This is a genomic window from Paenibacillus intestini (genome assembly GCF_030803945.1).
In the GTDB taxonomy this organism is placed as follows: Bacteria; Bacillota; Bacilli; order Paenibacillales; family Paenibacillaceae; genus Paenibacillus; species Paenibacillus polysaccharolyticus.
This window is the reverse complement of the sequence record NZ_JAURUN010000001.1, coordinates 530944-546119: the sequence shown is the minus strand read 5'-3', so window position 1 is coordinate 546119 and position 15176 is coordinate 530944. Positions and strand designations below refer to the sequence as shown.

Below are 15176 nucleotides of genomic sequence, written 5' to 3'. Positions count from 1 at the left end.
AAAAATAAAATTAGTAAGCGATATCATAAAATTTTTGAATTATGGAAAGGTGGATCAATATGAAGCTAAAAAATCTTCGCATTGAATACATGGAAAATCCCCTGGGCTTGGATACAACAAACCCGCGGGTATCGTGGCAATTAGTTTCTTCAGCGCAGGGAGTTATGCAGACTGCATATCAGATTGCAGTAACAAAGGATACTCAGAGAATTTGGGATACAGGTAAGGTGGAAGCCGATACTTCAATTCTGGTAGAGTATGCGGGACCTCCGCTTCAGGCCGCCACTCTATACCAGGTTCATGTCACCGTTTGGGATAACCAAGGCAATCAGGCAAGCATTGAAGGACATTTTGAAACAGGTCTTCTGAAGGGAAGTAACTTTACAGCAGATTGGATTACACATACCTTCCCGGATGATGAGACTGCACCTCCCATTTTCCAAAAGATTTTCACTGTAGAAAAGGATATACAGTCAGCCCGTCTCTATGCATCCTCATTAGGAGTCTATGAGATTTCGGTTAACGGGAATAGAGTAGGAGATCACTACTTTGCCCCTGGTTGGACAAATTACAATGAGCGTTTGCAATACCAGACCTATAGTTTAGACGGTATGCTTGAAAAAAGTAATAAAATCGAGATTACCGTTGGAAATGGCTGGTATAAAGGGATATTCGGCTTTACCTGTACTCCGAATCATTACGGTGACAAAGTGGCAGCTATCGCAGAACTTCACATCGTCTATACAGACGGATCTAAAGAAATGATTGTAACGGATGAAAGCTGGAAGGTAACCAAGGGAATGATTCGCTCCAGCGAAATCTACATGGGGGAGACCTACGATTCTTGTTTTATAGACGATACGCTATATGATGTGCTGCCTTTCTCCTATAACAAAGAGCGTCTTGTCGCTCAGGAAAGTGAACCGGTCAGAATTACCAGGAGGCTTCCCGCGGTGGAGTTCATTACGACACCAAAAGGAGAGAAGGTTATAGATTTCGGACAAATTGTCACCGGATTCGTAGAACTTCAGATTACCGGGCGTGAGGGCCAGGTCATTACCATCCGACATGCCGAGGTGCTTGATAAAGAAGGTAACTTGTATCCTGAAACTTTGCGGCAGGCTGTATCTATTGATCGATTTATTTGTAACGGTAAAGAACAAATTTTCCGGCCGCACTTCACGTTCCATGGATTTCGTTACATCGCGGTAGAAGGGTTAGAGGTAGTACAGCCGGAGTTTTTTACAGCCTGCGTACTGCATTCACATCTGGAGGAAACAGGTAATCTGACAACCTCCAATGAAATGGTTAACCAGTTATTCAGTAACATCCAGTGGAGTCAGCGCGGTAATTTCCTGGACATTCCCACGGACTGTCCTCAAAGAGATGAACGTCTTGGCTGGACAGGAGATGCTCAAGTGTTTGCCGGAACTTCTGCATTTAATATGAACGTTGCGTCCTTCTTTACAAAATGGCTGCGTGATCTTGCTTCTGAACAAACTGAACAATATGGCGTCCCTCATGTAATCCCTAATATTCTTGGGAATCAGGAAGGAGCCGCTGCTTGGGGCGATGCTGCAGTTATTGTTCCCTGGACCATGTATCAAATGTATGGTGATCTCAGGCTGCTCGAGCAGCAATACGGCAGCATGAAGGGTTGGGTTGATTACATCACCGCCCGCTGCGGGGCTAATGGGCTGTGGCAGACAGGGTTTCAATACGGAGACTGGCTCGGACTTGATAAAGAAGAGATTAGTAATGAGCGAACTGGAGCTACGGACGTTTATCTGGTGGCTAACGCTTATTATGCCTATTCCACGGAGCTGCTCGCCAAGACTGCCAAGTTGTTAAATAAATTGGAGGATGCCTCCAAGTACGAAACTCTTCACAGCCAAATCAAATTAGCGTTCAAGGAAGAGTATATTTCAGCAACCGGCAGATTAGTCAGTGAAACTCAAACAGCTTGCGTATTAGCTCTTCATTTTAATCTGGTTGATGACAAGCACCGGGAGAGAGTCCGCAAGACACTGGAGACAAATATTGCCCAACATAAGAATCACCTTACAACTGGTTTTGTGGGCACTCCATATCTGTGTCATGTATTATCTGAGAATGAATTGCACGAGCTTGCCGGTAACTTGTTCCTAAAAGAGGATTTTCCGTCCTGGTTGTATGCCGTTAAGAAGGGAGCTACAACCATCTGGGAACGGTGGAACTCCATTCTTCCTAATGGAGATTTTGATACATCCGGCATGAACTCCTTAAATCATTATGCATATGGATCTATTGGGGAATGGATGTACAGGAAGCTGGCTGGTATTAATCAAATTGAACCCGGCTTTAAAAAAATCTTGATCCAACCTCAGTTCATTAAGGGGATAAGTGCAGTTGAAGGCATTTATAACTCAGTATATGGCGAAATCAAGAGCTCATGGTCTTGCGAGAACGGAGAAATTATCGTCAATGTAACAATCCCGGCCAATACTACTGCCATCATCAAACTGCCTGAGCAAAAAGATTTCATTGAAGTCGGTTCTGGAGATTACGCCTACAGATATCCTACACAAACCAATCTTAAAATAGACAGGTTTACACTGGACTCCACTCTTAAGGAAATAATAGAAGAGCCAATAGCTGTTCAGATGCTTGAAGAGCATGCCCCCGGTATGCTGGACCATCCAATGATAAAATATGCATATGACTTCTCCATAAGCGAATTGTTGGCAAATACCCCTGAGGAAACAGAAATGCTGTTTAAACTGCTTTTAAAAACATTAAATGAACCGAAAAAACAAGGTGCTTTTCATTAAAACAAAAGGGTGTTGTAGGATAACTACAATGCCCTTTGTCTTTATTGTTCGTGTGGTCTGACAAAGTGTTTTCGAGAACATTGGGTATGAGAGTGACAAAACGTAGAAGGAGAGAGAATTTCGCGTCATGGAGCTGTTGATAAGGAATCTTACATTTGATAGCAAACTTCCACTTTTGAAAACAGTATTCCGTATTATGATCTCTCAACTCTTTGCCCAATAGTGCATAAAGGGCTTGCCCTTTCGTACGATTTTTTTTTCTTTATTTTTCGTTATCATGGGGGTACAGGTTGCTCAGTTTGTAGCTCAAGGGTTTCAGAAAATTGAAAGGGGAAGAATTAAAATATGGTGAATATGGATCACCCTCGTCTCTTTAACTCAGGTTATGCTGACAATTGCCATTCTTTTTGTTAACGAAGCACATATTAAATGATTACTTTAATTACAATACTACCTAGCTTAGCTATAAAGGGAGACTTCTTTCATCATGAATAAAATAAAGTATGTATTCAATCACATGAAAACTAGAACAAAGATCATGATCTCTATACTTATCATTATTTTAATTATAGCAGGGATTATCGTAAGAAATTTATCCGTGTATGTGGAAGATAAAGATTATGTACCTGCTGTAACTACGGAGAAGTTCCGTGTAGCGCTTTCGGTAAGCCCGTTTTCGGGAGATGCATTTAAAACGGGGAATACTACGTATAAAGCAGGAGAAGTTACTGCGAAAAGTCGAGAGGAATTAGAGAAGATGTATATTTCATCAGGCGCTACGGAAATGTACGCAAGAATTGCGACTAAACGCTCTCCTACTGCGGATAATATCGTTAACGGTGAGGAAGACTCAAATGCAAATTACCATACCTTGGAGCAGGGATTAGAGCTAGCTCGAATGGCAGCCAAACTAAATATACCGTTGAACCCTGAAATTATGCTGGCTTACACATACATGGATATGGATCGGCAGCAAGCACCTAATTTCGAAGAATATCCCGAGATATATGCGCTGCAAAACGGAAAACCTTGGGAAGAATTAACTTTGGATGAGATGAACATGGTCTTGGAAGCATACGGAAAATTTGTGGCAACCGAAATTTTGAAAACAGGCGTCAAAGTAGAGAACTGGAACATTGGTAACGAAGCAAACTATGGTTTTGCAGGGGTAAGCATTGGATTGAAAACCGCAGTAAACGAAAAGCTGGAAAAAGTTCCGGGCTTCATGAGACATGTCTATTCTGTGATGGGAACCAATTGGTTGAAGAATAATATATGGAAATACAATGCAGTGCAGATGACTGCGGTAGCTAAAGGGATTAAAGAGGCGTACACTAGTTTAGGACTTGATTCAAGCAATGTTAAGTTTTCTACTCACATCGCCACGGTAGTAACAACAGTGAAAACAGCAGTCACGTATTTCAAGACATTAAAGGAAAATGGATTCCCTATTGATACTGCTGGAATTAGTTTTTATCCCAGTGCGCCAGGAGTATACATCGATAAAATGGTTATGTACAAAAAAATAGTTACTGCGATTAACAAAGAGGTGGGTATACCTGTATTTATCGCAGAGTTTTCTTATCCTTCAGGTGAAGTGCAGGGCGCATATGCGGGATGGTCAAACACGGTCAAGGGATATCCGCATAACGAAGAAGGACAAGCCGCAATCTATCATGATGTGGTTCAGTGGGGTAAAACACATGGGCTTATCGGTATCCGTTATTGGGCTCCGGATTATAGTGGGTGGGGCAGTATGTCAATGTTTGATTACTCGGATCATGGCGCTAAAGCCAAGAAAATATTAATGGATGCTATTTCCGAAGAAAACAAATTAAAATAACGTTTAATTTAATCAGGTCAATATAGAAAAGTCGCTTATAGCGGCTTTTTTATTTTATTTATCGTATTACTTAAAAACTGATTAAGTACAATCTTATAATGGATAATTAAGAGAAAAATATAAACCCACAAGGATATCACATAAAAAGTGATGCCTTGTGGGTTTTTGTAATTCAATCTTATATCATTTGTAATCTGCGTTTATCGTTGTTTCTTTCCATTGTTCTATACTGGCAAGCAGGCTATTAAATTTATAGGTCGCTGCATCGTAGGCTTGTTGTCCCAGCAGCAAACGAAGAGGCGGTTCCGTTGTTTCCACAACTTTAATAACTGCTTCGGCAGCCTTTGCAGGATCTCCAGCTTCTTGACCAACACCGAGTTCGATCCCTTGCAGCATCTGTCCGACGATGGATTCTTTAAGCTCAGGGATGCTTGTCTCTGTTTTGACAGAAGAGCGACCACCCCAATCTGTGCGGAAGCTGCTTGGCTCTATTAAAGTCACATGAATATTAAAAGGTGCCAATTCTTGGGATAGACTCTCGGATATGCCCTCAACAGCGTATTTTGTAGCATGATAATAGCCAAGGGTCGGGAACGAAGTCAGACCGCCAATGGAAGAGAAGTTTATAATGTGACCACTTTTTTGTGATCTCATATGTGGAAGAACAGCATTCGTTACATGCATAAGTCCCCAGAAGTTAACCTCGAACATTTTACGGGTTTCTTCCTCCACGCTTTCCTCAACAGAGCTGAAATATCCAATACCTGCATTGTTCACAAGCACATCTATACGATTAAACTTCTCAATCGTGCGGTCAATCACATTGCGGATCTGTTCTGGACTAGTCACGTCCAGTGGGAGAGCAATTACCTGATCCTCATGTCCTGCTGTAAGATCTGTTACCTGCTGAACATTACGTGCGGTCACGACAACGTTATAACCTGCTTCAATCGCTTGTTGCGCAATGTGACGCCCGAATCCTGTCGAGCATCCAGTAATAAGCCATACTTTTGATTCTGACAATGTAATCACTCCTTCAAGGTAATAACTTTACTCTACCTCTTAAAGTTAACTTGAAGTCAATACTCATTTTGAAAAATAAATATTCATAGCTATTTCATCTTCTTATGCATCAAAACATCGTAAATCGCTATCTTCCGTATAATCTTTTCCAGATGGAACTGAGTCTGAGCCAAAGTACGTTCCACTTTGGTTTTATGCATAAGCAAAAATTGTTTTCTGGCATCCAGGGAAGGATCACCTTGTCGAATCAGCTCTGTGTAAGCCTTTATATCTTCAATAGACATTCCCGTATCTTTTAAAGCGACAACCAGTTCAAGCCACTCTAAAACCTCATTGGAATATTCTCTTCTACCTGAAGCGTTCCGTTCAACATGTGGTAAGATGCCTTCTTGTTCGTAATAACGCAGAGTGGAGGGACGCAAACCTGTGATCTTCTCAATTTCACTAATACTGTACATGTCCGAATGCTCCTTTAATAGTTAAAGTTAACTTGAAGTTGATTGTACCCTTTTCATCAAGCAAAAGCGAGTCCTTGACTTGCTTTCTCTCAGCTCTAATCGTTAACACAGGTTAAGATCGCGCTATACAATGTTTGGTTTACGTTACAGTCTCTCTAAATCAAAGTTCTTATAATGAATATATAACTAGTTTGAAAAAGATAAGTTTCCCCATCATTCTCAGTTAAGGAGTGTTTTAAATGAATACATGGGATCCAGTGGAATTCCAAACTCCCTCCAAGCGCTATCGCCCGAAAATGAGGTGGTGGCTTCCCGGTGCGTTCATGGACAAAGACGAGATCAAACGGGAGATTGAGTGGATGGCGGAAGCTGGCTATGGCGGTGCAGAAATCCTCCATTTCTTCCCGATCCCTTCGGCGGACATACATCCATCGGATTATGGCCGCTTCGTTTTCGGAGGTGATGAGTGGAACAACCGGATGAAAGCTGCACTCGAAGCCGCCATTCCACTTAACTTTCAGTTGGATTTCACTGTAGGACCGCTGTGGCCGATCGCAACGCCCGCCGTCATGGACAAAAGTGACGATCGCTGCACACATGGGTTGCATATTGGGACAATGGTAGTTGCAGGGACTTACAACGGAGCAATTCCTGTCCCCGATACGGTCGATCCGTCACGTCCTTATAAGCTTGTGGCTGTGACGGTTGCTCGGAGATACAGCGGCGAGTCCATAGGTGAAGTCGTCACGCTAGAATTGGATACGGCAGCCGATCTCACCTTTAGAGTTGACGACGGAAGGATAGAATGGACAGCTCCTCTTGACGGAGAATGGTACTTGTTCGGCTTTTGGAGTCAAACGAACGGACAGATGAACGACTCAATCGGTGCTCCCGCGATCGACCACTTTTCGAAAGCTGCAGCCGATGCAGTTACGGGCTACTGGGATAAACGCCTGTTTGCGGATCCTGAGATACTTGCCTTATACGAGAAGAACGCCGGAAACTTGTTCTGTGATTCCATTGAATTGAACGCAACTATGCTAGGCGGGATGTACGGTGCGACGATGCCCGTCGCGATCTGGTCTCCTGCTGTATTGGAGGAGTTCCATATGCGTCGAGGCTATGATTTGACTCCTTATCTGCCTTCGATATTCGTCAAAGGTTTGTATCAGCTAGGTGCGGGCAATCGGACGGACGGAGACTCCGATTACGATTTCGCTGACCGCTCGGCAAACCTGCGCATTAGGAACGACTTCTTTCAAACCTTGACAGATATGTTCCGGGACAATCACCTTCGGACAATAAGAAAGTGGGCAAACGGACATCATATGAAGCTTCGTTATCAAACTTACGGCATGCCTACCGAGCTCTCCTCGGGCCTTGCCGAAGTTGACATCCCGGAGACGGAATCACTCGGTTTCCATGATTCGACCGACGGTTACCGAATCCAATCGGGTGCCGTTCATCTGTATGATCGCGAGATCTATTCGATTGAGGTAGGCGCTGTTATGGATTATGGCTACAAGCAGACGTGGACCGGACAGGACTTCGGTCTTCTCTGGCAATTGCATCGAGGCTTTGCGGCTGGCGTCAACCAGGCGGTTCTTCACGGTATGTCCTACGATACTTCATCTGCTTCGGAACATTTCGAAGCGATGTTCAAATGGCCGGGCTTGTCGCTCATGGGGTCGAGGTTCTCGAACGAATGGGGAGGACGCCAACCAAATTCCCTTCATGCAAGAGCCCTTACAGACTATATCGCACGCACTCAATATCTGCTTCAACTTGGTAAGCCGAAGGTAGATCTGGCGATTTATCGTTATCATATTGATGGGATTCATGGCGCAATGGGAACGGAATTGACCCCGTATGAACAAGCCGGTTTCACGTATGACTTTGTAAGTCCATGTTTGTTGGATTTAGCAAATGCCCAAACCGGTACATTCGAGGGACAATCCGTACTGGTAGCGGACGGACCGGCATATCGTGCTATCGTCGTAGATATGCGTAAGAAGTCGTTGACCGGAGACTGGAGGGCGTCCGATCTCCCGATTGAAACAGCCAATCAACTGATCGCCTTCGCGGAGAGCGGACTACCTGTCGTGGTCGTTGGAGTAGCTCCGAATCATGTTGCTTCATTCTTTGGCAGCAAGGACAAGATGAGAGCCAAAGACGTCGAACTGTGCGATCGAATCGAGCATCTGTTAAACCTGCCGATGGTAAGAGCGGTTAACACTCAAGAAGATGCGGTCGGGGCACTGGGCGAGCTCTCCGTCATTCCTGCCGTTCAAGTCCAGTGCGAGTCGCCTCTGTTGAATGCCTGTCGGTACGAAAACGGTATTTCTTATTACTTCATCTACAATCCAAGTCAAGTGCAGGCATTCGAGGGAGAAGTGCAGTTCACAGGGACGGGGAATCCTTTCAAGCTGAACGCTTGGGATGGAACAATATGCCCGATGGCCGCTGTTCATACAGGCTCCGGTCAAGCAACGGCGAAGCTGCGACTCGCCCCGAACGGAACTGCTTTGATCGCAGTTGCCGAAGAATGGACAGGATTGCTTCAGCGAGAGAAATATCGTGATACGATTGCGAAAGGTACGCGGATCATACCAGATCGCTGGTCTCTCGTCGTGGACAGCTGGACTGCTGGCGCTCATCCAACGGAGACGAAGATTGAACGGATCGAGCTTGAACTTGACGAGCTGCGCTCCTGGATTCACATTCCGGCGCTCCGGCAAGTATCCGGAATTGGACGATATCGGACAAGTTTCCGCATTGAAGAGCGGAAAGATACTTCCGCTGCCGTTATTTTAGAGATGGGCGAGGTGTCCGATACGTTCAGGGTCTTCGTTAACGGCCAAGAGCTCCACGGTGTCGATCAGATCGGGCGTCATATTCCAATCGGGGAATACTTGCGCTATGGAGAAAACAACGAGTTAGAGGTCGAAGTAGCGACGACCCTGAACAATGCGCTAAGCATTTTCGATCCTAACCGGGAACCGCTAGATTGCGGCTTGATTGGTCCCGTTGGAATCGTATTAGGGGAAGGATCGGACGAATAGCGTAATTTTAGTGCCGTTTTCCGTTTTATTTTCCTTCTTCTCGTTAAGAAAGCAAAACACTCGTATTTGGGACGATCCGGAAAAATGAATCGGTTTACCCTTCCGATGACGCGCGTGTCATACAGTATATCCTGGGCAGTCGAACCAACGCTTTGATTCGAGAGGATTCAGGAGATGACCGCGCGCCTTGCAATTGATTACGTCGATCTTCACCCAGCGCTAAAAGACGAGCATGGTAATCTGAAGCTAGAGTATACGACCGATGTTCTTCATCTGAACGTCGAAGGTTATGAAACAGTCCTTCAAGTGCTACAAAAACATCTGAATTAGAACGTTGGCAACCCAGATTCCATAGAGTTTGGGTTTCATGATTAATCTACAATATCGGGAAAGATTATAATAGGAGGTCACTTTATTGACTATTCAAATTGGTTTACAAATGTTTTCTGTTCGAAATAAATTCAATGAAGATCGGATTAAAACTTTGCAGAATTTATCAACAATTGGGTATAAGCACATTGAAATCCCAGTTGATTTTCAAAGTGATAGCGCTTTTAATATCAGCTCTCTGTCTGCCAGTGATTTAAAAAAAATGACTGAAGATGCAGGCATACAAGTACTTGGAACACATATTCCAGCCGAATTAAATGAGCAAGAACTCAATGAAATAATTGCCTATCACAAAGAGTTAGGGTGTAATAGAGCAATTATTCCTATGAGGATGTTTCAAGGAGCTGATGATGCAATCGCTTTCAGTAGACGATTAAATGAATATGGAAAGAGACTTTGGACACACGGGATCCAGCTATATTATCATAATCATTTTCAAGAATTTCAAAAGTTTGATGGGAAAACGTTATTTGAGATCCTATTAGAAAATACAAATCCTGATTATTTGAAATTTGAATTAGATATCTATTGGGCTATTAGGGGAGGGGCGAATGTCGAGCAGTTGCTAAAACAACTTGGAACTCGATGTGAATTAATTCATATCAAAGATTTGCCTCATCCCGTTAGCACAATAAATATACTCGACACACTAGACAAGGAAAAAGAGATAACTATACATGATTTCATTCCATTGTTTAATTCTGATAATTTTGTAGAAATAGGACAAGGAAAGCTGGACATTAAGGGGATTATCAAATTAGTAAAAGAGCACACAGCCACTAAATATATCATTGTTGAGCAAGATGTTATATCGATAGATGAAATAAAAAGTGTGGAGATAAGCTTTAACGCCTTATCCGATTTATTGGGTGTTGAGTATGCATAAATTAAATGTAGGTATTATTGGCTGCGGAGCAATTGCTATAGAAAAACATCTACCAGCATTACTCAAACTGTCTGATAAGGTAAATGTCAAAGGTTTTGCTAGTAGAAATGAAGAAAAAGCAAAAAAAGCTGCTGATTTGGTAGGAAATGATGCAAAAATTTATACCAATTATAAAGATATGCTGCAAGATCCTGAAATTGATGTCGTTCATATCTGTACACCGAATGCATTACACAGTTCAATGACTGTCGAGGCTTTAGAGGCAGGGAAGCATGTCATGTGTGAAAAGCCCATGGCCATGAATAGTCAGGAAGCAGAGAAAATGGTAAAAGCTGCTGAGCGTACAGGTAAAAAATTGACAATCGCATACCAGAATCGTTTCAGAAAAGATTCAATACTTTTGAAACAAGCGTGTACTAATGGCGATCTGGGAGAAATTTATGTAGCTAAAGCGCACGCAATTCGACGTAGAGGTGTTCCAACTTGGGGAGTATTCCTAAATAAAGACATGCAAGGAGGCGGTGCGCTTATTGATATTGGCACCCATGCACTTGATCTGACTCTATGGTTGATGAATAACTACGAAGTTGAAAGTGTAACCGGCGTAGTGCACAACAAATTAAGATATGAGAATAAGGCCAATCCTTTTGGACCGTGGGATCCGGATCATTTTAACGTAGAGGAGTCAGCGTTCTCTTTTATCAAAATGAAGAATGGTGCATCCATTTATCTAGAATGTTCCTGGGCCCTGAATTCACTAGATGAAAGAGAAGCAATGACTACGTTGTCTGGAACAAAAGGAGGCGCCGAAATGCGCCGGAATACAGCCTTAGGTACAAATGAACTGATATTTAATACAGAAATGTATGGAAATCTCGTTAGCACCCAGTTACAGAATGCAGCCGGTATATCGTATATATCCCCCGTAGAAGAAACAGATGCTGATCGAGAAATTGCTCAATGGATTGATGCAATCCTTGAAGACAAAAATCCTGTAGTTGAACCAAGACAAGCGCTAGTCGTTACTCAGATACTTGAAGCGATTTATCGTTCAGCCGAATTAAATGACACGATTAAATTTTAAATTGAAATTTGTCGTTTTCATACTGAGAGGATGAGTTCTAATGAGTAAAGTTCTTAATGTAGGAATTATTGGTACGGGTGAACTTGCACAAGTCGTACACTTGCCTATCCTTAAAGAATTACCCGAAAAATTCAAAGTAACTGCTTTATGTGATGTTTCGTATAATTCACTCAAATATAACGGAGAAAAATTTGGTGTTTCAAATCTCTATACAAATGTGCAGGATCTCGTTAATGACGAAGATATTGATGTTGTTTTCGTCTGTAACAGTAACGAATATCATGCAGATGCTGCTATAGCTGCTGCCAATGCAGGTAAGCATGTTCTCATTGAAAAGCCTATGGTGCTTTCATTATCCGAAGCAGAAGCTGTGATCGAGGCGAAAAGCAGAAATAATGTTCATATCATGGTCGGTTATATGAGAAGATATGCTCCTGCATTTGAAGCTGCAGTTAAAGAAATAGGGGGATTAGACCGAATTTTGTACGCAAGAGTACGAGATATTATTGGACCGAATGATTATTTCATAAGGCAATCTGGAGCATACCCGAAAAAGTTTAACGATTTTCCCGAAGAAGTAAATAAAGAACGAGCTGAGAAATCAGAGAAGTGGATTAGAGAAGTTCTTGGTGAGGGCGCTGATGAAACTACAATTATGTTGTACTATTTCCTTACCGCTTTAGGGTCGCATGATCTTTCTGCTATGCGTGAGGCTTTGGGAATGCCAGAATCCGTATCCGGTTTTGCTTTTAATAGTGCAGGCTTCTTTATAAATGCCATTTTCAACTATCCTTCTTTCAATGTAGTTTATGAGACAGGTATGAATAACGTAGGTAAGTTTGATGCTCATCTGGAAGTGTACGGAAAGGATAAAATAGTTAGAATAGAATTTGACACACCGTATATTCAAGGACTACCTGTTAAATTAATCGTGTCAGAAACAGAAGGGGACTTGTACAAAGAAACCGTTATTCGACATACGTATAAAGACCCTTACACGATTGAGCTGGAAGCCCTTTACGATGCAATTGTTTACGATCAGGTCATAAAAACAACTCCGGAGAATTACCGTGATGATTTAATAATCTTTAATATGCTAATGGACTCTTACAAAAACAAAAAGTAGAAGCAATAGTACCTGATGTAATAAACACCGATGTCTATTGTGAATAGATTATAAAGACAAACCAAAGTCATTAATTGACCTAAGAAAACGTTGAATTTCGTATTACTGGAATTGAACGAACTTATTTGAAAGTCAAACTCCAATTATGATAGTCTTTATATTGAATTAATACTTAAACTATCATTTTGGGAGGCGTTACGATGTTTACCAATGAAAATCAAGGCCGTTCCAAGTCCGAAGTTGATTTCTTGAATCATTCTTTCATTCAGCAACCTTTCCCAGTCTACGAAAAGCTGCGTGCCGAAGAGCCTGTTCATCGACTTTTACTTCCTAGTGGACATGCTGCCTGGATGGTTACCCGATATGAGGATGCCGTCAACATTTTGCAGGATGGCCGCTTTGTAACCGGAATCCTTCATAATAATAACAATGAAAAGGAGGAGACACTTCCTCCGCATCAGGCGATTATTTCACGAAATCTGATCAGTGTTGGTCCTGAAGATCATCGTCGACTGCGGCGCTTGATTCAGAAGGCATTTACTCCCCGTATGATTGAGAGGCAGCGAGGACGAATTGTGGAAATAAGCGATCAATTGCTAGACAAGATTCAGGCAAGAAACACTCTGGAGTTTGATTTGATTGAGGACTATGCCTTCCCGCTGCCCATTATCGTTATTTGTGAAATGCTAGGCGTTCCACTGAAGGATCAAGACAAATTCAGAGCTTGGTCCAACACCATTATGGAGAGTGTCAGCAATCCACAGATGAATCAGGAGAGCGATGAAGTAATGAAGGCTTTTGTCGATTACTTACAAGAACTGATCAAGGAGCGGCGTAACCATATTCAAGAGGACCTCATCAGCGATCTCATCAGCATAGAGGAAGAAGGTGACAAACTAACGGAGCAGGAGTTATATGCACTTGTATTCGTACTCATAATTGCAGGGCATGAAACAACAGTGAACCTGATTGGGAACGGTATGCTGGCGTTGCTGGAACATCCACAGCAAAAGCAACTACTTATGGATGATCCTGATCTGATTCAAGCGGCGGTTGAGGAAGTGCTGCGATTTAATGGGCCAGTTGAAATAAGCAATGTACGCTGGGCAGCGGAAAATGTGGAGTTTCAGGGAATGCAAATTCACCAAGGAGACATGATGCTTGTCGCATTATCCTCTGCGAATCGTGATTCCAGTCAATATGAAAAACCCGATACGTTTGACATTACTCGCAAAGTCAATGACCACATTGCTTTTGGGAAAGGGGTTCATTATTGTCTTGGCGCTCCACTTGCGAGACTCGAAGGCGAGATTGCGATCAACGCTTTACTTCAACGGCTACCGGAGATTCGGTTAAATACAGATCCGGAACTGCTGGAGTGGAGGCCAGGTATGATCATTCGGGGACTCAAAGCGTTTCCGGTCGCATACTAAATTCTGAACGTGCGGTTGATTATCAGCCATTCAGTGGGTTTCATGCGATAAAACTAACTAAACAGCATGGATATGTTGACAGAGGAAGCAACGATGACTTTAGACCATGAATTAAGGTGGAGGGGTTGAATTATGGGAAAACTAATGGGTAAGGTTGCCATTGTAACGGGTGCAGGAGGAGGACTGGGCAGCTACATCGCTCTACGTCTGGCTGAAGAGGGCGCATCATTAATGCTTACTGATATCAATGGCTCGTCATTAGAGGAAACCGCTGCACGTTGTGAACGTGCAGGGTTTTCGGTTCTTGCCAAGACTGCTGATTTGTCTGAGCCCAAGCAGGTCAAATTACTGGTTGAAGATACGATTAAGGAATTTAATACCATCGACATTCTAGTCAATTTGGCAATTGCTATTCGGACACCTCATTCCTTTCTGGAACATGAATTGGATACACTTGATGAGAGCTACCAAACAGGACTTATATCCACTTGGCTCATGATGAAGGAAAGTCACCCGTATTTAAAACAAGGTGGAGGAAAGATCATTAATTTTGGCTCAGGAGCAGGTTATGACGGGCTTGAGGGGTATGCCGCATATGCTGCCATTAAAGAAGGAATACGAGCGTTGTCGCGTGTTGTTGCCCGAGAATGGGGCAAGGACAACATCAATGTGAATGTCATAAATCCTGGAGCCCTCACGGATGGAATTCGCGCACATCTGGATGCGCTGCCCGAAGATCAGCGTGACCCGCAGCTGCTGGGTTTCAAGCCCACTGCAATCGGTCGTTATGGGGACCCTTATGAAGATATCGCTCCGGTCGTTGCTTTTCTGGCAAGTGAAGATGCCAGACATATAACGGGTCAAACCTTTTTTGTCGACGGGGGCTCAATTATTAACGCATAGAAACAGAAGCCATTTGACGAACGGTAATTTATTTAAAAAGTGAATTGAGAACTTACTAACATAAAATTCAAGACGCGTCCTAATTAATTCAAATAAAATCATCATACCAAAACGACCGTTCCCTCAGTGTTCGAAAGAGGAACGGTCGCTTATTTTAT

The 15176-nt window shown here is 42.9% G+C and carries 11 protein-coding genes; 9 read left to right on the top strand and 2 right to left on the bottom strand.

From position 1 onward, the window contains the following. Positions 1–59 precede the first annotated feature (59 nt). Entirely contained in the window at positions 60–2810 is a 2751-nt protein-coding gene (locus tag J2T16_RS02395; RefSeq protein ID WP_499017700.1) for a glycoside hydrolase family 78 protein, read from the top strand. Between the two features lie 487 nt (positions 2811–3297). Further along, positions 3298–4653 carry a glycosyl hydrolase 53 family protein gene (locus J2T16_RS02390; RefSeq protein ID WP_445645174.1) on the top strand — a complete coding sequence of 452 codons (1356 nt, stop codon included), beginning with the start codon at positions 3298–3300 and terminating at the stop codon, positions 4651–4653. A gap of 183 nt (positions 4654–4836) precedes the next feature. Here the strand turns inward: J2T16_RS02390 and J2T16_RS02385 are convergent, their stop codons facing one another. Both J2T16_RS02385 and J2T16_RS02380 read right to left on the bottom strand, forming a co-directional pair. Continuing rightward, positions 4837–5685, bottom strand: coding sequence for an oxidoreductase (locus J2T16_RS02385; RefSeq protein ID WP_260984743.1), 849 nt, complete (start codon positions 5683–5685; stop codon positions 4837–4839). Between the two features lie 80 nt (positions 5686–5765). Further along, positions 5766–6134: a MerR family transcriptional regulator gene (locus tag J2T16_RS02380; RefSeq protein WP_145331225.1), complete on the bottom strand. Its 369-nt coding sequence runs from the start codon at positions 6132–6134 to the stop codon at positions 5766–5768. A 239-nt stretch (positions 6135–6373) separates the two neighbouring features. On the opposite strand from J2T16_RS02380, the gene J2T16_RS02375 reads away from it, so the two are divergent. The 7 genes from J2T16_RS02375 (at position 6374) to J2T16_RS02345 (ending at position 15018) form a co-directional block, all read left to right on the top strand. Continuing rightward, on the top strand, positions 6374–9196 hold the full coding sequence (locus tag J2T16_RS02375; RefSeq protein WP_445645173.1) for a glycosyl hydrolase: 2823 nt from the start codon (positions 6374–6376) through the stop codon (positions 9194–9196). Positions 9197–9370: 174 nt separating this feature from the next. Further along, positions 9371–9526 (top strand): SGNH/GDSL hydrolase family protein, encoded by a 156-nt coding sequence (locus J2T16_RS02370; protein WP_186331783.1) that lies wholly within the window; start codon positions 9371–9373, stop codon positions 9524–9526. An 85-nt stretch (positions 9527–9611) separates the two neighbouring features. Then, entirely contained in the window at positions 9612–10472 is an 861-nt protein-coding gene (locus tag J2T16_RS02365) for a sugar phosphate isomerase/epimerase family protein (RefSeq protein ID WP_445645172.1), read from the top strand. Continuing rightward, the gene (locus tag J2T16_RS02360) at positions 10465–11556 is read left to right on the top strand and encodes a Gfo/Idh/MocA family protein (RefSeq protein WP_145331231.1); all 1092 of its coding nucleotides are present in this window, start codon (positions 10465–10467) and stop codon (positions 11554–11556) included. Before J2T16_RS02365 ends, J2T16_RS02360 begins: the two co-directional genes overlap by 8 nt. A 40-nt stretch (positions 11557–11596) precedes the next feature. After that, positions 11597–12682: a Gfo/Idh/MocA family protein gene (locus J2T16_RS02355; RefSeq protein WP_445645171.1), complete on the top strand. Its 1086-nt coding sequence runs from the start codon at positions 11597–11599 to the stop codon at positions 12680–12682. Positions 12683–12882: 200 nt separating this feature from the next. Beyond that, positions 12883–14115: a cytochrome P450 family protein gene (locus J2T16_RS02350; RefSeq protein WP_445645170.1), complete on the top strand. Its 1233-nt coding sequence runs from the start codon at positions 12883–12885 to the stop codon at positions 14113–14115. A 132-nt stretch (positions 14116–14247) separates the two neighbouring features. Further along, a complete protein-coding gene (locus J2T16_RS02345) occupies positions 14248–15018 on the top strand; it encodes an SDR family NAD(P)-dependent oxidoreductase (RefSeq protein ID WP_445645169.1) in 771 nt (256 codons plus the stop codon). The last annotated feature ends 158 nt before the right edge of the window (positions 15019–15176 follow it).

What these genes read in the sequence shown, in the direction of transcription:
- J2T16_RS02345 (WP_445645169.1), top strand. Translation starts at nt 14,248, where the DNA reads ATGGGAAAACTAATGGGTAAGGTTGCCATTGTAACGGGTGCAGGAGGA.
- J2T16_RS02380 (WP_145331225.1), bottom strand. Translation starts at nt 6,134, where the DNA reads ATGTACAGTATTAGTGAAATTGAGAAGATCACAGGTTTGCGTCCCTCC.
- J2T16_RS02350 (WP_445645170.1), top strand. Translation starts at nt 12,883, where the DNA reads ATGTTTACCAATGAAAATCAAGGCCGTTCCAAGTCCGAAGTTGATTTC.
- J2T16_RS02370 (WP_186331783.1), top strand. Translation starts at nt 9,371, where the DNA reads ATGACCGCGCGCCTTGCAATTGATTACGTCGATCTTCACCCAGCGCTA.
- J2T16_RS02390 (WP_445645174.1), top strand. Translation starts at nt 3,298, where the DNA reads ATGAATAAAATAAAGTATGTATTCAATCACATGAAAACTAGAACAAAG.
- J2T16_RS02375 (WP_445645173.1), top strand. Translation starts at nt 6,374, where the DNA reads ATGAATACATGGGATCCAGTGGAATTCCAAACTCCCTCCAAGCGCTAT.
- J2T16_RS02355 (WP_445645171.1), top strand. Translation starts at nt 11,597, where the DNA reads ATGAGTAAAGTTCTTAATGTAGGAATTATTGGTACGGGTGAACTTGCA.
- J2T16_RS02360 (WP_145331231.1), top strand. Translation starts at nt 10,465, where the DNA reads ATGCATAAATTAAATGTAGGTATTATTGGCTGCGGAGCAATTGCTATA.
- J2T16_RS02395 (WP_499017700.1), top strand. Translation starts at nt 60, where the DNA reads ATGAAGCTAAAAAATCTTCGCATTGAATACATGGAAAATCCCCTGGGC.